At 33.6% G+C, this 21,492-nt stretch carries 27 protein-coding genes and 1 pseudogene; 19 read left to right on the top strand and 9 right to left on the bottom strand.

Annotated features, from left to right (window positions below):
• Positions 1-206 precede the first annotated feature (206 nt).
• From OZX76_RS05880 to OZX76_RS05835, 10 genes and pseudogenes are all read left to right on the top strand, one after another.
• Positions 207-1,061: pseudogene (locus tag OZX76_RS05880) on the top strand (class I SAM-dependent methyltransferase).
• A 596-nt stretch (positions 1,062-1,657) separates the two neighbouring features.
• Positions 1,658-3,118 carry a PRD domain-containing protein gene (locus OZX76_RS05875; protein WP_277178651.1) on the top strand — a complete coding sequence of 487 codons (1,461 nt, stop codon included), beginning with the start codon at positions 1,658-1,660 and terminating at the stop codon, positions 3,116-3,118.
• Positions 3,119-3,484, top strand: a complete 366-nt coding sequence (locus tag OZX76_RS05870; protein ID WP_277178649.1) for a hypothetical protein — start codon at positions 3,119-3,121, stop codon at positions 3,482-3,484.
• Positions 3,485-3,572: 88 nt separating this feature from the next.
• Complete coding sequence (locus OZX76_RS05865; protein ID WP_277178647.1) at positions 3,573-4,427, top strand: class II aldolase; 855 nt, start codon at positions 3,573-3,575, stop codon at positions 4,425-4,427.
• Positions 4,428-4,436: 9 nt separating this feature from the next.
• On the top strand, positions 4,437-4,913 hold the full coding sequence (locus OZX76_RS05860; protein WP_277178645.1) for a PTS sugar transporter subunit IIA: 477 nt from the start codon (positions 4,437-4,439) through the stop codon (positions 4,911-4,913).
• Positions 4,910-5,209, top strand: a complete 300-nt coding sequence (locus tag OZX76_RS05855) for a PTS sugar transporter subunit IIB (RefSeq protein WP_277181512.1) — start codon at positions 4,910-4,912, stop codon at positions 5,207-5,209. Before OZX76_RS05860 ends, OZX76_RS05855 begins: the two co-directional genes overlap by 4 nt.
• An 11-nt stretch (positions 5,210-5,220) precedes the next feature.
• Positions 5,221-6,582 (top strand): PTS transporter subunit IIC, encoded by a 1,362-nt coding sequence (locus OZX76_RS05850; RefSeq protein ID WP_277178643.1) that lies wholly within the window; start codon positions 5,221-5,223, stop codon positions 6,580-6,582.
• On the top strand, positions 6,569-6,943 hold the full coding sequence (locus OZX76_RS05845; protein WP_277178641.1) for an FGGY family carbohydrate kinase: 375 nt from the start codon (positions 6,569-6,571) through the stop codon (positions 6,941-6,943). The genes OZX76_RS05850 and OZX76_RS05845 overlap by 14 nt, the downstream gene beginning before the upstream one ends.
• Positions 6,892-8,025, top strand: coding sequence for an FGGY family carbohydrate kinase (locus OZX76_RS05840; RefSeq protein ID WP_348635192.1), 1,134 nt, complete (start codon positions 6,892-6,894; stop codon positions 8,023-8,025). The genes OZX76_RS05845 and OZX76_RS05840 overlap by 52 nt, the downstream gene beginning before the upstream one ends.
• 500 nt (positions 8,026-8,525) lie before the next feature.
• Positions 8,526-10,349: an FAD-binding protein gene (locus OZX76_RS05835; RefSeq protein WP_277178639.1), complete on the top strand. Its 1,824-nt coding sequence runs from the start codon at positions 8,526-8,528 to the stop codon at positions 10,347-10,349.
• A 158-nt stretch (positions 10,350-10,507) separates the two neighbouring features.
• Here OZX76_RS05835 and eno read toward each other — a convergent pair whose 3' ends face one another.
• Positions 10,508-11,794: a phosphopyruvate hydratase gene (eno, locus tag OZX76_RS05830; RefSeq protein ID WP_277178637.1), complete on the bottom strand. Its 1,287-nt coding sequence runs from the start codon at positions 11,792-11,794 to the stop codon at positions 10,508-10,510.
• Positions 11,795-12,033: 239 nt separating this feature from the next.
• On the opposite strand from eno, the gene OZX76_RS05825 reads away from it, so the two are divergent.
• Positions 12,034-12,864: a DegV family protein gene (locus OZX76_RS05825; RefSeq protein ID WP_277178635.1), complete on the top strand. Its 831-nt coding sequence runs from the start codon at positions 12,034-12,036 to the stop codon at positions 12,862-12,864.
• Between the two features lie 39 nt (positions 12,865-12,903).
• Here OZX76_RS05825 and OZX76_RS05820 read toward each other — a convergent pair whose 3' ends face one another.
• From OZX76_RS05820 to OZX76_RS05805, 4 genes are all read right to left on the bottom strand, one after another.
• A complete protein-coding gene (locus OZX76_RS05820) occupies positions 12,904-13,485 on the bottom strand; it encodes a phosphatase PAP2 family protein (RefSeq protein ID WP_277178633.1) in 582 nt (193 codons plus the stop codon).
• A gap of 480 nt (positions 13,486-13,965) precedes the next feature.
• Positions 13,966-15,102, bottom strand: a complete 1,137-nt coding sequence (locus tag OZX76_RS05815) for a site-specific integrase (protein ID WP_277178631.1) — start codon at positions 15,100-15,102, stop codon at positions 13,966-13,968.
• Positions 15,103-15,225: 123 nt separating this feature from the next.
• Entirely contained in the window at positions 15,226-15,603 is a 378-nt protein-coding gene (locus tag OZX76_RS05810; protein WP_277178629.1) for a hypothetical protein, read from the bottom strand.
• Between the two features lie 254 nt (positions 15,604-15,857).
• Positions 15,858-16,028: a hypothetical protein gene (locus OZX76_RS05805; protein WP_277178627.1), complete on the bottom strand. Its 171-nt coding sequence runs from the start codon at positions 16,026-16,028 to the stop codon at positions 15,858-15,860.
• Between the two features lie 68 nt (positions 16,029-16,096).
• Between OZX76_RS05805 and OZX76_RS05800 the strand changes: the two genes are divergently transcribed.
• Complete coding sequence (locus OZX76_RS05800) at positions 16,097-16,747, top strand: hypothetical protein (RefSeq protein WP_277178625.1); 651 nt, start codon at positions 16,097-16,099, stop codon at positions 16,745-16,747.
• A gap of 182 nt (positions 16,748-16,929) precedes the next feature.
• Here the strand turns inward: OZX76_RS05800 and OZX76_RS05795 are convergent, their stop codons facing one another.
• Both OZX76_RS05795 and OZX76_RS05790 read right to left on the bottom strand, forming a co-directional pair.
• A complete protein-coding gene (locus tag OZX76_RS05795) occupies positions 16,930-17,337 on the bottom strand; it encodes a M48 family metalloprotease (RefSeq protein WP_277178623.1) in 408 nt (135 codons plus the stop codon).
• A gap of 1 nt (position 17,338) precedes the next feature.
• Positions 17,339-17,689, bottom strand: a complete 351-nt coding sequence (locus OZX76_RS05790) for a helix-turn-helix transcriptional regulator (RefSeq protein WP_277178621.1) — start codon at positions 17,687-17,689, stop codon at positions 17,339-17,341.
• A 269-nt stretch (positions 17,690-17,958) separates the two neighbouring features.
• Here OZX76_RS05790 and OZX76_RS05785 point away from each other — a divergent pair, with 269 nt between their 5' ends.
• On the top strand, positions 17,959-18,189 hold the full coding sequence (locus OZX76_RS05785; RefSeq protein ID WP_277178619.1) for a hypothetical protein: 231 nt from the start codon (positions 17,959-17,961) through the stop codon (positions 18,187-18,189).
• On the opposite strand, the gene OZX76_RS05780 is transcribed toward OZX76_RS05785, so the two are convergent.
• Positions 18,179-18,574 (bottom strand): DUF2513 domain-containing protein, encoded by a 396-nt coding sequence (locus OZX76_RS05780; protein ID WP_277178617.1) that lies wholly within the window; start codon positions 18,572-18,574, stop codon positions 18,179-18,181. The two genes, OZX76_RS05785 and OZX76_RS05780, sit on opposite strands and share 11 nt — an antisense overlap.
• Before the next feature lie 82 nt (positions 18,575-18,656).
• On the opposite strand from OZX76_RS05780, the gene OZX76_RS05775 reads away from it, so the two are divergent.
• Positions 18,657-18,869: a transcriptional regulator gene (locus tag OZX76_RS05775; RefSeq protein ID WP_277178615.1), complete on the top strand. Its 213-nt coding sequence runs from the start codon at positions 18,657-18,659 to the stop codon at positions 18,867-18,869.
• Between the two features lie 254 nt (positions 18,870-19,123).
• Here OZX76_RS05775 and OZX76_RS05770 read toward each other — a convergent pair whose 3' ends face one another.
• Positions 19,124-19,669 (bottom strand): hypothetical protein, encoded by a 546-nt coding sequence (locus OZX76_RS05770; RefSeq protein ID WP_277178614.1) that lies wholly within the window; start codon positions 19,667-19,669, stop codon positions 19,124-19,126.
• A gap of 52 nt (positions 19,670-19,721) precedes the next feature.
• Here OZX76_RS05770 and OZX76_RS05765 point away from each other — a divergent pair, with 52 nt between their 5' ends.
• Genes OZX76_RS05765 through OZX76_RS05745 form a run of 5 tightly spaced genes read left to right on the top strand, consistent with a single transcriptional unit; the run spans position 19,722 to position 21,491 of the window.
• Positions 19,722-20,447 (top strand): phage antirepressor KilAC domain-containing protein, encoded by a 726-nt coding sequence (locus OZX76_RS05765; protein WP_277178611.1) that lies wholly within the window; start codon positions 19,722-19,724, stop codon positions 20,445-20,447.
• 3 nt (positions 20,448-20,450) lie between these two features.
• On the top strand, positions 20,451-20,711 hold the full coding sequence (locus OZX76_RS05760; RefSeq protein ID WP_277178609.1) for a helix-turn-helix domain-containing protein: 261 nt from the start codon (positions 20,451-20,453) through the stop codon (positions 20,709-20,711).
• 23 nt (positions 20,712-20,734) lie between these two features.
• Entirely contained in the window at positions 20,735-20,917 is a 183-nt protein-coding gene (locus tag OZX76_RS05755) for a hypothetical protein (protein WP_277178607.1), read from the top strand.
• A 13-nt stretch (positions 20,918-20,930) separates the two neighbouring features.
• Positions 20,931-21,140 carry a hypothetical protein gene (locus OZX76_RS05750; protein WP_277178606.1) on the top strand — a complete coding sequence of 70 codons (210 nt, stop codon included), beginning with the start codon at positions 20,931-20,933 and terminating at the stop codon, positions 21,138-21,140.
• A gap of 3 nt (positions 21,141-21,143) precedes the next feature.
• A complete protein-coding gene (locus OZX76_RS05745) occupies positions 21,144-21,491 on the top strand; it encodes a hypothetical protein (RefSeq protein WP_277178604.1) in 348 nt (115 codons plus the stop codon).
• Position 21,492 lies beyond the last annotated feature (1 nt).

Below are 21,492 nucleotides of genomic sequence, written 5' to 3'. Positions count from 1 at the left end.
AAAGATAGCGATTCCATATAATTACATTGTAAAAATAATATGTAATTACAAAATGGAGATGAAGCTAGTGAAAGTTCTTTTAACATCATATGATTTCTTAACTCTTATTAGCTTAAACAAGAAATGTTAACTTGATACTATTCACAAATGAATTATTATATAACTAAAATAGTTTATTTTATATTAAATTAATAGAGAGTAAAAATATGGAAAATAAACAAGAAATTAGTGATAATTTAGCAAGTTGGGACGATCGCGCAAAGGCGCATGTTAATGGCGTCTATGGTAATTTGAAAGCTTATATAAAAAATCCTAAAGCTATTACAGGAACAGTAAAAAGGAATTTAGAAGTGTTAAGGCCGTTTTTACCAAATCAGTCAATACGTGGACAAAGATTATTGCACTTACAATGTCATATTGGAACGGATACTATCAGCTGGACGCGGTTGGGTGCTAAATGATTCATGGTCTTGATTTTTCACCGCTATCTTTGAAGTATGCTCGTGATTTAGCAAAACAAGCTGGTGCTGAAATTGAATATGTTGAGGGAGATGCCAGATATGCGTCGAAAGTGTTGTCAAAAAAATTAGAGTAATTTGATGTAATTGTAACTAGTGCGGGAACAATTACGTGGTTACCTGATTTGAAAGACTGGGCCCAATCGATTGCGAATCTTTTAATGCCTGGAGGTGTTTTTATGATTCGTGACGATCATCCGTTGCTTTTTGCACTAGATAATGAAGGCTTAATGCTGAAAAGCGATTATTTTAGTGGAACAGAGTCTACTTACGAAGCAAAAATTTCATATAAGGTAAATGAGTATGCTAGTAATAGCGAGCAATTAATACATAGCCGTAATCCATAATTGGGCTCATGATTTTCAAGAAATTACATCTGCTTTGCTTGAAGCAGGCTTAACAATTAAGTCATTTGGAGAATACCCGGAAACAGATTGGTAATCATTACCTATGTTGAAATATAACATGAAGCAAGACGGTTGGTATATGCCTGATAATTATCCACAAATACCATTAACTTTTTCAATTGTTGCTTGTAAATAAATTTATTTTTTAAAATAACTAATATAAACAAAAAAATTATCCAACTGTTTAAGCATGAAATTTAGAGAAACAATTTTATTTTAAGTGAAAGATAATTTTTAAAAGTTAGTCAATTAATCGTAATTAGTGATTGCGTAAATCGCTTCAATAAAATATATGCTAGTTTATTGTACAAAAAATAGTGAGTTTTTAACTCACTATTTTTTATACACTCATTTAAAAGTTTAATATTTTTTACCCACTCTACTATTGAACTAAAAGTTTTCATATTGCTTTACTTAATTTCGTTTATCGCTCTATCTAATTTACTGGTAAACTCTAGTTTGAAAAATAATTACTGAATTTAAAGCTAGTCATAGTGTCTTGGAAGACAGCATCCACTTCATTTTTTAGGTCAGTATTTATTTTTAATTAGTTTTATTTACAATACATATTACTAAGAATCAAAAATTGAGTGATAGTCTGATATTTAATTATATAATTTTTAATTTTTTAACAACATTTGACCATATCAATGGACACGTATTGATAATGCAAAGATGAAATCGTTTACTAAAATAGAAGATGAATCTTTAAGAATCAAGAAAGGAGCGAATATGAAGAATTCTCCAAGAGTTCATGAGTTAATTTGTTTCCTTTTAGAGAGTAATAATTTTATTACTGCAGAAGAAATTTCAAAAAAGTTAGATGTCTCTAAAAAAACAGTTTATCGACTGGTGAAAGATATTAATGAAGATAGTGATGGCCCCTTGGTTATATCTCAAAGAGGTAGAGGGTTCAAAGTTAATTATCAATTTTATATTCAGCTTAGTTCACATTCGGATATTATCGATAATTCAATGACTAATATTTCTCCAGTTGAACGGAGAAATAGGATTATCAAACAACTTTTACTAGTTTCACCACAAGGTATTAAAGAAAGTGAGGTTTTTGACAAATATTTTATAAGTTTAAACGTTCGCTTAAATGATAAACGAATAATAAAGTCAATTCTTAAAGAATATGAAATAATTTTAATTTCGAAAAATGGATATATTGCTGCTAAAGGTTCAGAAGTAAATATTCGACATGCGTTAACAGAACTGATAGATGATAGAGAAATAATAGATTTAAATCAATTTCTTAAAAGTTCGGATTTTAGTCAAAAGTATGATGTGAGATTTGCTTTGAGGGAAATCGATAAAATTGAAAGTGTATTACAAACTTCATTGCCGTATCCTTACAATGTTAATTTGTTTTCACATCTCTACATCTTGATTATCAGATTACGTAAATCAAGTTCTCTTTCAGTTGAATCGTTTATTAAAGATCAAAAAAGCATTAAGCTATATCCTAAAATTTATCAAATTAGTCAACAAGTAGTAAAAGATATCAGTGGTTATTTGAATATGGAAGTTCCTGAAAAAGAAACTGAGTATATTTTTGAGTATTTAATTTCATCGAGGTTTGAAAATGATGTCTCAGTCGTGAAAGTTTCTCGGCTTGTCTCAAATGTTACTCAGAAACTAATAGCAATTGTGTCTAAGAAAATGGATTTTGACTTTAGTTTTATTCAATTAAGACTAGAAAAGCACATTCAGCCATTAGTTAATAGATTAACGCGGAACATTCACATTAATAATAACTTGTTAGAGCAGATCAAAATGGAATATAAAAATTTATTTCTGATTATTTTTGCAGCTTCAAAGAAAGTATTTGCTAAATATGGATTAAATAATATTGATGAAAATGAGATTGGTTATATAACTTTATATTTTGCACAAGCACTTGAAGAAAATCCATTAACTTTAAAGATAATTATTATGTGTGCAACTGGAATTGGTACTTCAGAATTATTGCGAATAAAGGTAAAAAAAGCTTTTCCTAATCTTGACATTTTAGATGTTACGTCAAGTAATAACTACAAATATGATTTTAGTAAAGTTGATTTGTTGATTTCTACAGTCAAAGTGTCAGATAAGATAAAAATTCCTAAGGTAATTGTGAGTGCATTATTTACTAAAAAGGATCAGCGAATAGTTCAAGAAAAAATTGATCAGTTAATGAAGGCAAAATAAATGGAAATTAAAGAACAGTATATGACAATTGCTCCTGCAAGTCTGGAAGAACTCTATAAATCAATTATTGCTTATACGCAAAGAATTGAATCATCTTTGGATGCAGCTGAAATCATGGCCGTAATTAAAGAACGAGATGAAATTGGTGAGGGACTTGTATCTGATGATGGATTAATAATCCATGTTATTAATAGAAAAGTAAAACAAGATGTAATAACTTATTTTAGTCTTTCTAAACCGATTAATTATTGCTTGAAATCATTAAAGAAAAGTTTTGATTTAGATAAAGTTGTCCTTTTAGTAGTGAATCCAGGTCATCAACTTAATAAGCCCAAACATTTAATTACTTTTATCATGAATAATTAGTTTTTCTGGTTTTATCTAAAATATAAATCTTGACTGCAACTTCTTAAAAGATTCAAATATGAAATATACGCAATGGAGGTTTTAAGCAATGCCATTAATAAACGGTTTTAAACTATTAGATATTATAAAGGAACGTCATGTTTGTGCAGGAGCATATAATACAACCGATTTGATTACTACAATGGGAATTCTCGATGCAGTTGAACAAAGTAAGGTACCTGCATTTATCCAAATTGCTCCTACAAATATTCCATTATCGGGGTATGGCTATATATATGATATGGTGAAACGCTATGCCGATAAAATGGAAACACCTGTAACATTACATCTCGACCATGGAAAAGATTTTCAAAACATAAAAGATGCGTGTCAAGCAGGCTTTGGTTCTGTAATGACGGATAATGCTCAATATGATTATGATGAAAATGTCAAGCATACACGACAAGCTGTAGAGTTTGCTGAAAGTTATGGCATACCTGTTGAAGCCGAATTGGGAGCAATTGCCGGTAAGGAAGATGATTATGTTAATCCCGATAATAAATATACAAATCCTGATCAGGTACTAGATTTCGTGAAAAAAACAGGGGTTAATTTATTAGCTGTAGCTGTAGGAAATGTTCATGGCTTAAATTTAGATCCTAATATTAATTTTGATTTGTTAAAAAAGATTCAAAAAATTTGTCCTGTACCATTAGTCTTACATGGAGCATCAGGAATACCAGACGAGCAAATTAATCAAATGGTAAATTACGGTGTTGTTAAAATTAATGTTGCAAGTGATCTTCGTAAAGCTTACATCCAAACTATAGGTAAAGATTACGAACAAGAAAATAATCGCTTTGATTTGATCAATGTAACATTGGATGCACGAAAAGCAATTAAAGATGTCGTCTATCACAAAATTAATGTGATGAATAAATTGGCTCCAGTTGATATTTATTAGAGGAATTATATGAATCTTGAACAAGCAAAAACAGTTTTTGACGATGATCAAATTGAATTTTTTGATAATAAGGTGGATTTTGATACTGTAATCAAAATTTTATCAAAAAAATTAAGTGAAAAAAAGTTGGTTAAACAAGAGTTTTCTAAAAATGTTATTGAAAGGGAAAAGAAATTTCCTACCGGATTGCCTACAAAGCCAATTGGTGTTTCGATTCCCCATACAGATGCAAAGTGGACAAAGCAAAATGCCATTTCGGTCGCTATTCTGCAACAACCGATTGAACAAGTTGTAATGGGAACCACCGATGAAAAGATAGAGGTATCAATAGTTTTTTTATTAGCATTGAGTCAATCAAATAAACAGTTAAATATTTTATCAAAACTTATGACTGTTTTTCAGAACAATCAAAATTTAAAACAAATAAAAAATGGAACAAAGACAGAAATTAGAGAAATAATTCAAAAAGCAATTTGGGAGGAATAAAAATGGCTAATCGAGAAAAAAATATTCTTTTTGTATGTGCCACTGGAATAGCAACTTCGACAGTTGCAACGGAAAAAACATTAAATTATCTAAAAGAAAAGGGGATTAATGTCACTTATACACAGACCAATATTGCTTCGCTACCAAGAATGGCTGATCCTAAAAATGTGGACTTAATTGTTGCAACTACTCAGGTACCATTTGATGTGGAAATACCTGTTGTTCACGCTTTATCACTAGTTACAGGGATAGGCGCTGAAAAAACTCTAGAAAAAATTTACAATTATGTAAAATAAGGAGAATAAAAATGGCTGGTTTAGCTTCACAAATAAATAGTGTTATCCAGTATATCTTAGGGATGGGCGCTATTGTAATGTTACCAATAATTTTGTTCATAGTAGGTTTATGCTTCAGAATGAAACCTTCGGAAGCATTTAAATCAGCTTTGACAGTTGGAGTTGGATTTGTTGGTATTTTTGCAATCTTTGGAATTCTGACAAATAACGTTGGACCTGCTGCTCAGGCAATGGTTAAGCATACAGGAATTAATTTACCTGCAGCTGATCTCGGTTGGCCGGCATTATCAGCAATAACTTGGGGCTTACCTATCGCTCCGTTTGTAATCCCAATGACAATCGTAATTAATATAATTATGCTAATCATCGGTCAAACAAGAACAGTTGATGTTGATATGTGGAATTATTGGCATTTTGCTTTAGCTGGAACTTTAGTTTATTACATTACTGATAATTTCCTTTTAGGTCTTGTTGCAGCTGCCTTGATCACAATTATTGTTTTCAAATTAGCTGATTGGGCTGCTCCGATGGGTGAAAAATATTTTGGCTTGGAAGGAATTTCTTTACCCACGGTATCCTCAATTACTTTTTGGCCAATTGGGTTAATTGGTAATTGGCTTCTTGATAAAATTCCTGGAATAAATAAAATTAAAATTGATCCTAAATCAATTCAGAAAAAATTTGGCGTTTTTGGTGAACCAATGATGATTGGTCTTATTTTAGGAATTCTTCTAGGGTTGCTTGCTGGTTATGATGTTAAAGGTTTACTTAATATTGGTGTTAATTTAGCAGCAGTAATGCTTTTGCTTCCAAGAATGACTAGGGTTCTTCTAGAAGGATTAATGCCAATTTCACAATCTGTACAAGAATTTTTAACTAAAAAGTTTCCAAATCGAAAAGATTTGTTTATCGGATTGGATATTGCAGTAGCAATTGGTAACTCATCAATCATTTCAACAGCTTTATTGCTTACGCCGATTGCGGTTGCTTTGGCCTTTATTTTACCGGGTAATCATACATTGCCGCTGGCTGACTTGGCTAACTTAGCCGTGTTTGCTTCAATGATTGTTCTTGCATGTAAGGGTAATATTTTTAGAGCATTGATTATTTCTATTCCATGTATAATAGGCGATCTTTATATTTCAACAGCAATGGCTTCAACTATTACCAAAATGGCAAGAAATGTTGCATACAAGGGGGCAATGCATTCCGTTGTTACTAGTTTTCTAGATGGTGGTAATCCACTAAGATATTGGATTGTAAAAATATTCCAGTTAGATCCAATTGCATTAGTACTTATTTTGATAGTAGGTGGATTAGTTTGGTGGATTTATCGTGCTACAAAGAAGGACGTGCTAAGTGCAAACGAATAATTGCTTAACTATTGATGTAGGCACCACTAACACTAAGGTTACTTTATGGTCTAAATATACAAAAGTGTTGAAGAAATTTGAAACGCCTAAAAATATACATGGTAATCAAGTTGACTTTAATTTACCAAAGTTGTGGCAGAACCTATTAACTAATTTAAAAAACTTTAATAAAACTGAATTGAGTAAGGTAAAAAGTATATCAATTGCAAGCGTTGGTGAGTCAGGAATATTACTCGATAAGAAAACTAAACAGGAAGCTGGACATTGTATTGCATGGTTTGATGAACGATCCGAAGTGATTTTAAATAAATTAACAGCAATAGAAAAAAACGTATATATGAAATTAGTGGTCTGCCAATAAGTGCACATTATTCAGCTAGTAAAATTTCTTGGTTACTTCAATATGATGAGACAATATTAAATCCTACTGACCAATTTATTTGGTTATGTATTCCAGATTACTTGGTCTTTAAGCTTACAGGTAATTTGGCAACAGAGAATACTGTTGCTAGTCGTACACTTTGCTTAAATGTCAAAACAGGAAATTGGTCAGATGAAATAAAGAGAATCTTTGAGATTTCTAATGTTTCCTTTCCGCCAATTTTTCGAGCTGGTGAAAAATTAGGCATGGTTACTGGAAAAGTGGCTTCACTTTTTGATAATGAATGTGTGGTAACTATCGCAGGACATGATCACATGTGTGGTGCGAGTGGTATCGAACTTAAGGATGATGAATTGCTTGATTCGACAGGTACAACTGAGGCTATTATGGCTTTAACTATAAGTCCAGATACTACTTTAGAAGCACAGAGAATGGGTATTACTAATGGAATTTATACTGATGGCAAACATAATACTAGATTTTCAGTTATTCCTTCAGCTGGTTCAACCATTGCGTGGTTTATGAAAGTTTTCAGGATAGATGAAAGCAAACTACATAAATTGCTTAAGAGGGCCCAAGACGCTTATGATCATCATGAAATCTTTGAGTCACAAGTTTTGGTAATTCCTCACTTTAAAGGAAGTGGTGCACCAAATAAATCATCTTTAAGTAAAGGACTAATTTATGGCTTAACTACAGAAACATCCTTGGAAGAGTTGATTTTTGGGCTCTTTTTAGGATTAACATGTGAATACTATATAATGTATTCTACAATTTTTGAAAAAAATAAATATCATAAAATTAAAGTAATTGGTCCTGCGACGCAAGATAACTTGTGGTTACAGTTAAAAGCAGATTTATTTGGAATGGAAGTTGATAATATAGCAGTTGACCAGGCAGTATCACAAGGAGCGTATTCAGTGGCAACAGGTAACTATTTACAAAATGATACAGTAAGATATATTCCTACTGATGATAATGCTAAAAAAAGCTATTTGTTAGATGTTATGCTTAAAAAATATCAAAAAATTTACCATAATAAAGTTAAATGTAATTTTTAATATTAGATTTGGCTGGTAAATATAAAAACTGATAATTAAAATAAAAAAGCCGATATTACAGTTACAAAAAAGGTATTAAAGCCTAATAAGTAATTTGTTCATACGGCTTTTTTAAAAAAATTAAGATAATGTTTGAAAAAGCATACATGTATAAATCTAACTGAAATTAATTTTAGTTTGCTTAAATCATAAATAATCATTTAACATTCATGATTTTGAGTAGAAAAAGTGCTCCATAACTATTAGCTCTATGTCTGACAATTATGGAGCACTTCAAAATTAATCAAGATTTTTAAAATATATTAAATTTCATTTAAATGTAAGCGATTATATGATAAGCTACGTTTAGCTAAAAGAGATAGTTACTTAAATTTTGATTATTATAGAAATGATTTAAATTTAAAAATATTGTTAGTGATATTGAATTTTAAGAAGATCTATATTACGTAATCGAGAGTTATCTAACAAAGTAAGGCTCTTTATTAATCGAGGTGAAAATAATGATTGTAAATAAAAATACATATTATGACGCAAGCTACGATGTGGTTGTTTTAGGCTTTGGTGGTGCTGGTGCCACTGCCGCAAGGTTTGCTGCAGATAACGGCGCTAAAGTTTTAATTGTTGATTCAGCTCCAGAGGGTCGTGAAGGTGGTAACACTAGATATGCCGCTGAACTTGTTGGTTATAGCAGTGATGAAGCTGATTATCGTAACTACTACGAGCATTTAGCACAATATTTTGAAATTGATCCAGAAATTGAAAATACGGTAGTAGATGGTATTACTCACATGAAAGAATATTTCAAGAAATATTTAGGTGTGGCTAATCCAGTAAGTTATAAGACCATTTTAGGACTTCCAGATGATGCTGTAATTGCTGACCATCCTGATCTTCCAGGTGCTAAGAGCTATGATATGATTACTTTAAAGCCAGGAATTTTTAATGCTTCATTATGGAATGTATTAAGACAAAATGTTTTAGACCGTAGTGATCAAATTGATGTTTGGTACTCTTCACCTGTTAAGCATTTATTGCAATTACCAAACAAAAAGATTGTTGGTGCGCAAATTGAACGTGATCATGTTCTACTAAATATTTATGCTAAAAATGGTGTTGTACTAACAACCGGTGGGATTGAAAACAATCCGCAAAAGGTACAAGACTATATCGGTTCTAATAAGTTAGTTCCATTGGGAACTTTGTACAATAAAGGTAAAGGAATTGACCTAGCTCATGAAGCTGGTGCAGATATGTGGCATATGTCAATGTACGCAGCTGGTGGGATGCAACAAGCATTTGCATTTTATGAACCAGGAATGAAGCGCGCACCATTTTACATGGGCAACCCCATTTTCTATACTGGCAGTATCTTTACTGTGGGTGATGACGGTACGCGTTACTTTAAAGAAGATCAAGGGGCACGTGAAGGTTATGTTGAAAATCACGGTTCATGGTATAAGCCATTAAATCCAATTCACCCGTACTTTGTCTTTGACCAAAAGCAATACGATAAGATTAGCAAGATTGACACGTTCCCTGATAATAAAGCTCTTAATTCGGTTATTAAAGGTGATACCGTAGCTGAATTGGCAGAAAAAATGGGCGTAACTGTTGAAAAATTACAGCAGACAATTGACGAATTTAACTTGTTTGCAGAAAATCAATATGATTATGCTTTTCATCGTGCTCCAGAAACTTTAACTGCATTTGACAAGACAGGCCCATATTACGCAGTTCCACTTGTACAAACAATTGGTTGGTCAGAAGCCGGTCCAAGAAGAAATGCCCGGGCAGAAATTCTTGATCCTGACCATAAGCCAATTCCACACTTATATGGTGCAGGTGAGTTGGGCAGTAACATGTCTAACTTATATCAAGGCGGTTCTGACCTTGGTGATTGCTTAATCTTTGGTAAAATTGCTGGTCAAAATGCGGCTCATCCAAAGGATGATGGCAATTGTGGCGGACTTTGTGTTGATAATGAGCAAGATACACCGCTGCCACCTAAGCTATCAGAAGCCCTAACTTCTGATATAAAAAAGGAAGATTATCCAGTAGGCCCTAACCAATATATTGGTAAGTCAAATCAAGGTATGGGCGATGAGATTGTTGTCCGAGTTACCACTTCTAATGGAAAAGATTTAGAAAACATTGAAGTCTTGAAGCAAGCCGAATCGAATGATTATGGTTTAAAGGCGGTTAAAGAATTACCACAAAAAATGGTTCAAGAAAATTCTGTTGATGTTGATGCAATTTCAGGGGCCTCTAATACCAGTCGCGGCTTAAAAGATGCCGTCAAAGATGCATTAAGCAAGGCCAAATAAGTAACTATTCAAAATATTAACGTGGAAGAAAGCCAGTAGGGCTTTTTTACAGAAAAAACAGTAAAAAAATAGATCAAGATTTTTCCAAAAGGAATTCTTGATCTATATTTTTTTGCCTAAGAAATCAATTTTTCGTAGACATTTTTAAACTATATATATTAGTCTTTGTCAACGCTGTCTGGGAAGAAGGCAAGTCGTTCACCTTCACCAAGTTCTTCTTCGATTTCAAGCAAACGGTTGTACTTTTCAACACGTTCTGAACGAGCTGGAGCACCAGTCTTCAATTGACCACCGTTAACAGCAACAGCAAAGTCAGCGATGAAGGTGTCACCAGTTTCACCTGAACGGTGAGAAATCATAGTGTTGTAACCATTCTTACGTGAAAGACGAATAGTTTCCAAAGTTTCAGTTACAGTACCGATTTGGTTCAACTTGATTAATGAAGCATTACCAGCACCTTCCTTGATAGCCTTAGTTAAAAGCTTAGGGTTAGTACAAATAAAGTCATCTAAAACAATTTGAATTCTGTCCTTGTGAGTTTCAGTAAACTTAATCATACCGTCAACGTCGTTTTCGTCGTATGGGTCTTCGATTGAGATTAATTCTGGGAATTCACCAAGCAACTTGTCGTAGTAATCTGACAATTCTTGATCATCAAGAACTTTACCTTCAAAGTGGTACTTCTTGTCTTCTTTATTGTAGAAGTATGAAGCAGCACAGTCACAAGCGATAGCAATATCTTCGCCTGGTTTGTAACCAGCCTTAATGATTGCTTCGTGTAAAGCCTTCAAAGCTTCTTCTGAACTCTTCATGTTAGGAGCAAAACCACCTTCGTCACCGAGGCCAGTTTCGTAACCCATGTCTTCAAGAACTTTCTTCAAAGTGTGGTAAGTATTAACAATCTTTTCAAAACCATCACGGAATGAAGTCTTCTTAACTGGGGTAATCATGAATTCTTGAACATCGATACCGTTGTCAGCATGTTCACCACCGTTAATAACGTTATGGAATGTTTGTGGCATTTCAAGATCAGTTCCGCCAAGGTATCTGTAAAGTGGTTGATGGCTGTCTTTAGCAGCAGCAACAGCAGTAGCCATTGAGACACCTAAGATAGCATTAGCACCAAGAGTAGCCTTGTTTGGTGTACCGTCTAATTCGATCATAACGCGATCAATATTTGCTTGGTCGTGAGGATCTAAGCCCTTTAAGGCTTCAGCAATTTTAGTGTTAACATTGTTAACAGCCTTAGAAACACCTTTACCACCAACACGACTGCCACCGTCACGCAATTCAACGGCTTCATTTTCACCAGTTGAAGCACCTGATGGAACTTCAGCCTTTCCTACGATACCGTTTGAAAGGGTAACAAAAGCCTCAACAGTTGGGTTACCACGTGAATCGTAGATTTCCAGTGCATGAACATTTTCAATGACTGATTTTAACATCTAAAAACCTCCTAGAATAATAAATGCTGTACAACTTTTTTGTACATACATTAGCTGGAGCACTGGCTCCATCTCTACATGACAAATTTTAGCCTAACTTTGTGATTCTGTAAACATTTGAAAGCGATTTCTAAAATTAAAAATTTTTAATCGCTTTTTTGGCGGTTTTGCTTTATTATTTATCTATATAATCTAATTCATAAATTGACTTTGTATTTAATTTAAGGATGTATCAATAAATGGAAGAAGTAAAATTAATAATTGATTCTAGTGCCAACGAAAATACCGACCAAATGGTACAAGTAGTGCCACTGACAATGACTATTGCTGGGCAAGACTTTATTGACGGCGAGCAACTTGACATTGATCAGCTAATTGCCGAGATGGCGAAGAACACTGAGGCTGGTAAGACATCTTGTCCAAGCATTAATGAATGGCTTGAGGCATTAGAGGGCAGTAATCGGGCAGTTTTAATGACGATTACTAGCGGTCTTAGTGGCAGTTTTTCTTCAGCGTTTCAAGCAAAAGAGATGTATGAAAAGAAACATCCTAACAGTCACGTAATTGTAGTAGATTCTCGTTCTGCTGGTCCCGAAATGTCTGTTATTTTAAATGAAATTAAGCGATTGATTAATGGCAAATTGCGATTTGTTGATTTAGAACAAAAAATTTCGGAATATAAAACGCATACCCATTTGTTATTTATTTTGCAATCATTGCATAATTTATCGCTAAATGGCCGTGTTAGTCCTGCTGTTGCTAAGGTTGCGCGTATGCTGAAGATTGACCTTGTTGGTACTGCCAGCGAGGAAGGCAAATTAGAACCACTAGCAAAAGTCCGAGGGATGAAGCGGGCGCTGAAAGAAGTTATTAAGCGCATGACTGAAATGAAATATCAGGGTGGACAAGTAATTATTGATCACTGCAAGAATGAAAAGGACGCCAAGATACTTAAAGAAAAGATTATTGAGCTATATCCTCAAGCTCAAGTAATTATTCGCTCGATGAAGGGTTTATGTACCTTTTACGCTGAAAAGGGCGGATTAATGATTGGTTTTGAAGATTTATAAAGCAAAAAAAGACAGGTTTCGAATTGAAACCTGCCTTTTTTAAATAATGGCTAATAATATTTGCTGTGAAATTGTAAAACAAAAGATGGCTAAGCTCGTTGCACCAATAATGTCAGAAGGATAATGTGCCTTAAGGCTTAAGCGGGAAATGACAACCATTAACCAAATTATTCCTAATGCAATAACTAGCCAACTAGCAAGTTTCTTGCCGAAAACCTGCAGGATAATTAGTACCATGCAAGTGGCTCCCAAGACATGGCCACTAGGAAAACTATAGCCATCCTCTAAATCAGAATGTTCAATCGGGCGCTTGCGATGCATCCAACGCTTGAGTAAAATTCCCGTAATATCAGTAAAACCCAATGTGGCAATTACCCAAAGTGCAATGATATTTCTTTCTTCATTAATGAGAAAGCTTGCAAGCAAAATGTCCCAAACTACCATTAACTTAGGATCGTTAATAAACGCAACGATTTGCCAACTGAAACCATCGTGGTTTCTGACTAACTTGTGATGCAGCCAATGATCAAAGAGATTGAAGCGACGTGAATTGCGAATGTTAACAATAAGAATTAGCAAAATAAGAGCGGACAGCACCGCAAACCAAATACTTGTTTGCATATATAAATCACTACCTAGAAATACTTACTAGAGCTATTTTATCAGCATTTTAAGGCTGGTATGTACCGTTTAAAGCTGGTCTTGAATAAAACTTAAGAAATCAGCATTTTTTGTAACTATTTTGTAAAAATAGAGAGAAAATAACGTAGCAAACAGTTTTATTTTAAATTTAGCCATTGAGGAGGACATTGAAAAATATTGAAGATTATTTAGCGCAACGTGAAAATGAGTTAAACAAATAATTAATAAATTTGAACAGAAAAAAAGCAATTTCATAAAAGAAACTGCTTTTTTTGGTTTGGCATGCATTTAGCGTGCAGTGCTCTTAATAAACGCTGTTATATCAGTATTTATCTACCTATATTTAAGGAGAGTACAGGTCTCCTTTATTTACTCAATTATCGCTTATATTAAGGGATTTCAGACTCAAAAATTTAATTCCACAGAAAAAGCACAGAATAAAGTTTTAAAGATTGCTTACTAGATATTAAGGAAATTGACTGCATCCCTAGCATCTTTTTTGTTTTTATTTGTAAGATGCGTGTAAATGTCCATAGTCATAGTGATCGTTTCATGACCCATTAGCATTTGGACTGTTTTAGGCTTAACATTGGTTTCACTAATTAACAAAGTTGCAAAAGTGTGACGAAATCCATGTAGGGTTATATGCTTTAATTTCGGGTTCTTTTTGTATATTGCTTGTAACCATTGATCTGGTTTGCTGAGTCTTAAATATGCGCCATTAAAAGTATGAAATAATTTATCACAAACTAAAGGCTGGTTTAATTCGTGCTCACGGTATTTGATTAAAACATCTTTTAGATTAGGATTAATCGGTAAAGTCCTAATTGACATTTGACTCTTGGGCTTTTGAACTAATAATTTACTATTGTAACCGTAAGCAAGCGTCTTATTTACGTCGATTTTATTTTGCTTTAGATTAATGTCTTTCCAAGTTAGAGCTAAAGCTTCGGATTTACGCAAGCCAGTTGATGAGATTATTTTAAAGTATGTATAAGCCCGTAATCCATATTCTTCTGCCGCAGTTAAAAAGTCAGTTAATTCTTTTCTGGTGTAAACATTATGTTTTACGTCCCTACGAGGCCGAGAAGTCTTCTTAGGCATAATTATTCGCTTAACAGGATTATCTTGCACATAACCAAATCTGATAGCATATTCAAACAAAATATTTAATTGTCTAACAGCATCCTTATATTTAACAATTTGTTTTGCTTTTTCATTAGCAAAGTGCTGTACATCTTTAACTTGAATTTTATCCATGTAAATGTTGCCAAAGATTGGCTGTACATGATTTTTATAAACTTCATAATTCTTATTGGCTGATGATTCTTTGACCTGACCTTTGTAATCTTCAAACCAAATTTGATACATTTCATCGGTTTTAATCTGATTAGGCCGCTTGTAATGATTTTCAGAACCCTGAAGCTTTAGCTTATTATAAGCTGAGATAGCTTCGGTATAATTCTTAAAGCCTTGACGTGTCACGCTGATGCGCTTACCATTTGCATCTTGTCCTAAATAAGTTTGAAACTTCCATCTTTTTTTACCGGATTTGAGGCTATATTCTTTGATCTCCTTATTCAATCTTTTAGGCATAACAAAATCCTCCTTATTGTGATAAAATAAGATTTGAGCGCACAAATAGCGCAATATTTGATTAATCAGTAAAGAATGAAGTTTGCCGACAGAATTCTTTACTGATTTTTTGTTTAATGATTATTATTTAGCGTTATTATTTTTTGCTTTTTTATTAGCAATTAAATGCCATACAAAGAAACCGACACCGATGATAAATGCAAGCCAACCCCAGATTTGTAAATCACCATAATCATGAGCATTAGTGATTCCCATGATCCAAGCAATCAACATCATAATTAATCCTGCAATATCACCGCCAAGTTTTTGACTTTTACGAGAAGCAACATAAACAATACCGGTTGCTAAAAACAAAATTGCCACGAATAATCCTGCCGTTCCGCCAGCATCACTAGTCTTATTCTCAAATGCGTGTGATGTACCAACTGCACATGACTGTAGCAAAATAAATGCTGCAAGTATCATCTGTATTATTCCGACTGTTAACTTTGTAGTTTTCATACAAAAACTCCTTCAAAAACATCGCCGTAGGTTTATTGTCACTGGCTTTGTGGACATAATAGTTAACTAGAATTTTTCACGCATTTTTTGTCTCGATAATGGTCTATTATGCAAATTATGATAAATAGCACAATTACAAATTCAATTACATGAACCCAATTAATTGAAAATATCATGTAAAAAATCCATAAACAAATTAATCCGAATACGGTCCAAATGCCAGAAAAAAATCCTTTCATAACTCTTATCTTTTGTTAATTCATAGAGGATCCTGGGTGATCTATTTGGTAGTCACTTAAGGCTTCTTCAAATTCAGATTCTAAATCTTCAGGAAGGTCACCAACATCATCAGCAGAATCGCCGTGATCCAATTGATAGGTTCTTATCTTTTCAAGTACAGTATTTAATCTTTCTTCAGTCGACATTTAATTAATTCCCTTTCATGCAAACACTCGTTTGATGTTTTGAGTATAATAGTGATGGAGGATAAACTATGAATAACATTAATCAATTAGTAGCCACGCTCTTAACAGCCGGTGGCTTAGGCTACATAAACTTTTGGGTTGTTGATAAGCTAGGCCTGAGAGATACAACTAGTAAAAGTCAAAGTGAAATATTATTTTCATCACTGTTATGTTCAATACCAGACTTTGCTTTTTATTTAGGAATTCAGCAATTATTGCACACTTGGTTAAATGGTAATTGGCTAATAATAGCGACAATGATTATAACTTTTGGTTTAACTTTTCTGGTTACACTTATTTTTGGTAAACCTGTCACCAAGTTAGTCTATTGGCTGATTAACCTGATACTAAATGCCAATCAAAATACTTCAATTACTCAAGGCGAGCCATGGTCTTTCTTTGCTAATGAAGGTAAAGAGGCGCCAGCAGTATACTTGTATGATTTAGAAAAGAATCCGATAGGATTTGGTCAGGCTGAAAGGTTCTCCGATGACACAGATGGTAACTATTCTTTAAATTTAATACCATTCAATGATATAGAGGGAGAAACTCAGCCTAGCTATAAAGAAATGGAACATAATATTCAGGCTGATAAAGATACAAAATTTAAGAGCTATAATATTTATCAACATATCAATTTAAAGCAAAAATTTATTATGATAGTATTATGTCCCAAGTAAATTAATTACTTTTTTGGCTTAGGAGTTGACTTGTTAGGATTAGTCCCATTCCCAGTTGTTAGCTTTTTGGTTGAATGTTGTTGATGTTTACTGGGTGTATACGAACGTAAATTATTGTCGGACATTTTATTCGCTTCCTTTCATAGAGTCTTTTGCATTAAGCAGAGGACTTTTTTAGTGAATTAAAAAAATAAATCGTCATTGTCTCTAAACAATTTTGCAGTGTCGTTAAGCATACGGTAGGGTATGCCATATTGCTGCATAAACTGAATAGGTTCATTGAAGCTATCATATTGTAATGCTGCATAATCAAAAATCACTTTTAATGACTTTAGATCGGCATGATGTTCAACTGAAGTTGAAACAGTATCGCAGTAAAATTGCAGTCCATCATCGCCGTTCATAATATGGCCAATTTCATGGCCGATGATGAACGGTAATTCTTTGGGATTTTTACAATTCATATTGATTACAATAAATCTTTTTTCTGGAAAAGCTGCTGAAGGGTAATCTGGATCTTCGTAAACTAGCGAGTAACTAATTCCATGGTCAAAGGCGTAATTTAAAAGATAAGATATTAAATCATTCATTTTATCTGTCTTTACCTTTTTTAATGTCTGAATCCATTAAACTGCGGATAACGTCTAAGTACTCCTTGGGAATAGGCTTACCACGATAAGCATAGATTTTTTCATCGTCTGCAATATCGACAAAGGGATTCTGCTCCTTCTTCGAAACAGGTGAGGGGTCATCAGTATTACCTAGTAGATAATCTGTGGACGTATGAAGGACTTGGGCAACCTTTTGCAAATTGTCGCTGGTTGGCGTTTGCGTTTTCCAACGATAAATTGAATTTGTACCTATCCCAGCTTGTTCGTTCACTTTTGCTAAAGTTAAATGTTGTTGCTTAGTCAATTCTTTTATTCGCTCGAATGTATTCATATCAAGGTTTCTCCAATCCTTGACAAAATATTTTAGTGAATTCGCTAAAATATTATTGACTATTTAGCGAAAACGCGCTTTAATATATTTGTCAACGAAATTACTAACGTTTTTAAGTAAACAAAAAAGTGTTAAGAATTGCATGGGGATGCGCCTTAATTGCTTTATTTGTTACGCTTTTATATTAGTGTTTTCGCTAATAATTGTCAATATGTTTTAGTAATTTATTGACAGAATTATTAACAGATTTATAGAAAGGAGGCGAGGACATGAAAAAAGAAGAAGGATGTGTAGCACTTTTTTGGGTGGTTATTTCATTTATTTTTGATTCGGTGTTTTTAATAGCTTATCTAGTTTGGAAATCAAAAATAGCACTATTCCTACTGGGAATAGGAACGGTGCTATTAGTGTTTACGATAGTAATTTTTGTACTATTCATTCACTATGCTAGACGAGAATTAAAACGCAAGCTTAAGCAAAAAGCACATACTACAAAATGATTTTTCCAGTGATTACGTCTTCAATAACTGTTACTGCAATTTTGGATAGCAAAGTTATTGAAATATCTTCTAGCTTATTTGCTACTTCTTTAGTCTTAGACCAAATTTTAGGATCTCTAATAGTATCTAAGAATTGATGCCCAGACCAAGTAATTTCATTGATAGTGCCACCGGATAAAATAATGCGATGGTCTTCAGCCATTCCGGAGTCAAGATTTGCTTTTATATAGTTTGCTTCTTCTAACTTAAGTAACGTATATGAAACTGTATCTTTATCGTATTTGGATAAGTCGTTGACCAAATTATCAAATCCGATAGCAACTCCGTAATTGCTCTTTTCAATGTAAAGAAGAACTTTACGTACACACTCTTTATTAAGTTTCATTTTAAATCACCTCCTTTCTACTAATGATTGTCTCATTAATTGGCAGGAGCTGTGTATATTTTTTAGAAAGGAAGTGAAAATTATGCCAACAGAGCAGGTTTTAGCTAATGCAGCATTCCAGATTGAGCGCGACATCAAGACTGCAATGATTAATAAGGGCTTTACCGTTTCTAGTTTGGCTGAATTGATTAACAAAAATCGGTCAATAGTCAGCCAAGCCATTCATGGAGGTACAACTCCACGCGATGTAGAAACTAGAAAGAAAATTTATAAAATTTTAGGAATGGAAGATTAGAAAGAAAGTGAGGTTAATGGGACAGACAGTAAAGTGCGTTACCCAAGAAGTCGAAGATAAATTAGCAAACACAATTATAGCCGAACTAAAAAAGAACGGTTTTACCTATGGAAACTTTGAAGATGTAGTTTCTAAAGTAAAAACGTTCTACAAAAATAATGCGACTACTTAATGATCATAGAGAGGCGGTAAGCAAAATGCAATTATTTTTTTCAATTTTAAATTGCCTATTAGATATAGCAATATTAGTTGAACTAATTCACATCAGTAGAGAATGATTTATATTTTTTAAGTCCAACATGTTTATCAGTATAAATGATTATTTGATCAGGTACATCAGAAATATAATATTTCAGCACATAATCACTGTAAGGGGGTAAGGCTTTAGGAACAATCGGTTTGTAAATTCGATATTTTTCTTTTTTATTTGGATCAAGCACATCTAAATCTGGAAAGCTATACGGATTAAGAGGGCTGTTTAGATTATTAATTCCATGATCTTTGGCCCAAATAGCAGCATTTTTACGGCGTCTTTGTTCATCATAGGCTGACGGATTTAATTCAACTGTATTAATTAAATGCTTATCTTTTATTAGTTTAATATCTAAGACTTTTAAATATTTTGCAGAATTATTCGATATTTTGTATTTAATCAAAACATGATTTCTGTCATTCAGTATAGATAGTTCATTAATATCGATTGAATACTTATTTGCCCAAAATGTATATAAAAGAGAAATTAAAGAAATTATTATTGCTAATAAAGTCCAAAATGTTGGAATACTCCAAAAATTATTCATAAATAATTACCTCACTTATTATCTTAATTATATCAAGAAAGAAGAAAACATAATGCAGGAATTAATAAAAGTGCAAGTTGAAGGCGACCAACAATTAGTTAGTGCTAGAGATTTGTATAAAGGATTAGAAATTAAGAAGCAGTTTACAGATTGGGTAAAACAAAATTTTAAAGAATTTGAAGAAAATACAGATTTTGTGTTTTCACCTGTAAGTGTAAACATGCCAAATGGCGGTGTTAAGCAAAAATCAGACTATGCCTTAACAATCGATATGGCAAAACAACTTTGCTTATTAAGCCGAACAGAAAAGGGCAAGCAGTACCGCAAATATCTGATTGAAGTTGAGAAAAAATGGAATGATCCTGCTGAAATTGTCAAGCGTGGTTATGCCATTCTGCAAGATGAAAATAATCATCTACGAATTGAAAACGAAAAGATGAAGCCAAAAGCAATTTTTGCTGATGCGGTTTCCACTAGTAAGACAACAATTTTAATTGGTCAGCTTGCAAAAATTTTACGTGGTAATGGCGTGAATATTGGTCAGAATAGATTATTTGCTTGGCTAAGAGAACATGGCTACTTGATCAAAAAAAGTGGCAGACTGTGGAATACACCAACGCAGCATTCGATTGATAAGGGTTGGTTTAAGGTTAGAGAAAAGGCTTCGAGCAATCCTGATGGCAGTACTTATGTCACATACACCACGATGGTTACTGGTGAAGGACAGAAGTATTTCATCAATAAGCTGCTAAACAGTGAGCAGTTAGAGCTGGTGTAAAAAATGAGCCTGATAAACGAAACAGAATTTAAACAGCTGCTTAGGCCAATGGTTCAAGACTTGGTAATTGAAAACATGAGTCAAACGCCCGTTATGGACATCAGATGGTTAAGTAAAACACATGCTGCAGCCAAATTGGATGTGAACCGTTCTACTTTTTATAGACTGCGTAAAGAACACGCAATCCCGTCTTCAACTGTTGACGGAATCGAGCGATATTCAACAGCAGACTTAAAAGAGTTTATGGATGAATATCGGTCATAAATAATCACAGGAGGTGACTAAAAATGATTAAGCCAGAATATTTGAATCAAAAAGATGCCGCAAAGTTAATGGGCATCAGCACAACAACATTTGTGCGATGGGTTAAAGATGAAATTCCAGTTTGCGATTTTCATGGCGTTAGACGTTACAGCATCAGGGTGCTGCATAAGTACATGAAAGAACACGAGGTAATTGAAAGATGTTAAGGAGGTGGAACAGATGGGTAAATCGATTTTTAGGAACCGATTTGAGCGTAAAGCAAACAAGCCTGTGGACTATTCTGTTAGTCCCTGCATTAGCAGTGTTAGTGACTTATCTGGCAACTTGTCCGAGCGTTTACGTAAAAGAGATTGGCATGTAAACAAAAAGTCCGCAATCAGTACCAGTGATTGTGGGCTTAGAAATATTAACTATTCAGGAGAATTATAGCACATGGAAGTAAAAGATGCAGCAGGTCAGCGATTAGCTGCAAGATGGCTGCGAGAAGATGAGATAACGGCACGAAATGCTGGACAGAACATTTATGAAGTTACTGATTGGAACGACAAGCTTTGTACTGTCGGCGAGCAATGCGATTATGAAACCTTTCAAGAATTCTTAGTTGATCAACTTTACGTTGCAATGAGAACTGATACAACTAAAGAGTTTATGGCTCAAGCAGGTTATGAAAATGACCCTAAAGAAATATTAAGCGACATGTTAATGGAAGATGACGATGAAGACTGGTATAAGGACCAGGCAGAATCAATGTTTGAAGTTACGTATATGGGGGATTTATAGA

The sequence above is a fragment of the Lactobacillus sp. ESL0677 genome (assembly GCF_029392875.1).
Classification (GTDB): Bacteria; Bacillota; Bacilli; order Lactobacillales; family Lactobacillaceae; genus Lactobacillus.
Note: the sequence above shows the minus strand (reverse complement) of the source record. Positions and strands in the feature narration are given on the sequence as shown.

Excerpts from the sequence above, each read along its gene's own strand:
- OZX76_RS05765 (WP_277178611.1), top strand. The coding sequence starts at position 19,722 with ATGCAGGAATTAATAAAAGTGCAAGTTGAAGGCGACCAACAATTAGTT.
- OZX76_RS05820 (WP_277178633.1), bottom strand. The coding sequence starts at position 13,485 with ATGCAAACAAGTATTTGGTTTGCGGTGCTGTCCGCTCTTATTTTGCTA.
- OZX76_RS05780 (WP_277178617.1), bottom strand. The coding sequence starts at position 18,574 with ATGAAACTTAATAAAGAGTGTGTACGTAAAGTTCTTCTTTACATTGAA.
- OZX76_RS05755 (WP_277178607.1), top strand. The coding sequence starts at position 20,735 with ATGATTAAGCCAGAATATTTGAATCAAAAAGATGCCGCAAAGTTAATG.
- OZX76_RS05870 (WP_277178649.1), top strand. The coding sequence starts at position 3,119 with ATGGAAATTAAAGAACAGTATATGACAATTGCTCCTGCAAGTCTGGAA.
- OZX76_RS05770 (WP_277178614.1), bottom strand. The coding sequence starts at position 19,669 with ATGAATAATTTTTGGAGTATTCCAACATTTTGGACTTTATTAGCAATA.
- OZX76_RS05795 (WP_277178623.1), bottom strand. The coding sequence starts at position 17,337 with ATGAATGATTTAATATCTTATCTTTTAAATTACGCCTTTGACCATGGA.
- OZX76_RS05865 (WP_277178647.1), top strand. The coding sequence starts at position 3,573 with ATGCCATTAATAAACGGTTTTAAACTATTAGATATTATAAAGGAACGT.
- OZX76_RS05815 (WP_277178631.1), bottom strand. The coding sequence starts at position 15,102 with ATGCCTAAAAGATTGAATAAGGAGATCAAAGAATATAGCCTCAAATCC.
- OZX76_RS05860 (WP_277178645.1), top strand. The coding sequence starts at position 4,437 with ATGAATCTTGAACAAGCAAAAACAGTTTTTGACGATGATCAAATTGAA.
- OZX76_RS05750 (WP_277178606.1), top strand. The coding sequence starts at position 20,931 with ATGGGTAAATCGATTTTTAGGAACCGATTTGAGCGTAAAGCAAACAAG.
- OZX76_RS05745 (WP_277178604.1), top strand. The coding sequence starts at position 21,144 with ATGGAAGTAAAAGATGCAGCAGGTCAGCGATTAGCTGCAAGATGGCTG.
- OZX76_RS05805 (WP_277178627.1), bottom strand. The coding sequence starts at position 16,028 with ATGTCGACTGAAGAAAGATTAAATACTGTACTTGAAAAGATAAGAACC.
- eno (WP_277178637.1), bottom strand. The coding sequence starts at position 11,794 with ATGTTAAAATCAGTCATTGAAAATGTTCATGCACTGGAAATCTACGAT.
- OZX76_RS05800 (WP_277178625.1), top strand. The coding sequence starts at position 16,097 with ATGAATAACATTAATCAATTAGTAGCCACGCTCTTAACAGCCGGTGGC.
- OZX76_RS05810 (WP_277178629.1), bottom strand. The coding sequence starts at position 15,603 with ATGAAAACTACAAAGTTAACAGTCGGAATAATACAGATGATACTTGCA.
- OZX76_RS05825 (WP_277178635.1), top strand. The coding sequence starts at position 12,034 with ATGGAAGAAGTAAAATTAATAATTGATTCTAGTGCCAACGAAAATACC.
- OZX76_RS05760 (WP_277178609.1), top strand. The coding sequence starts at position 20,451 with ATGAGCCTGATAAACGAAACAGAATTTAAACAGCTGCTTAGGCCAATG.
- OZX76_RS05775 (WP_277178615.1), top strand. The coding sequence starts at position 18,657 with ATGCCAACAGAGCAGGTTTTAGCTAATGCAGCATTCCAGATTGAGCGC.
- OZX76_RS05875 (WP_277178651.1), top strand. The coding sequence starts at position 1,658 with ATGAAGAATTCTCCAAGAGTTCATGAGTTAATTTGTTTCCTTTTAGAG.
- OZX76_RS05835 (WP_277178639.1), top strand. The coding sequence starts at position 8,526 with ATGATTGTAAATAAAAATACATATTATGACGCAAGCTACGATGTGGTT.
- OZX76_RS05785 (WP_277178619.1), top strand. The coding sequence starts at position 17,959 with ATGAAAAAAGAAGAAGGATGTGTAGCACTTTTTTGGGTGGTTATTTCA.
- OZX76_RS05790 (WP_277178621.1), bottom strand. The coding sequence starts at position 17,689 with ATGAATACATTCGAGCGAATAAAAGAATTGACTAAGCAACAACATTTA.
- OZX76_RS05850 (WP_277178643.1), top strand. The coding sequence starts at position 5,221 with ATGGCTGGTTTAGCTTCACAAATAAATAGTGTTATCCAGTATATCTTA.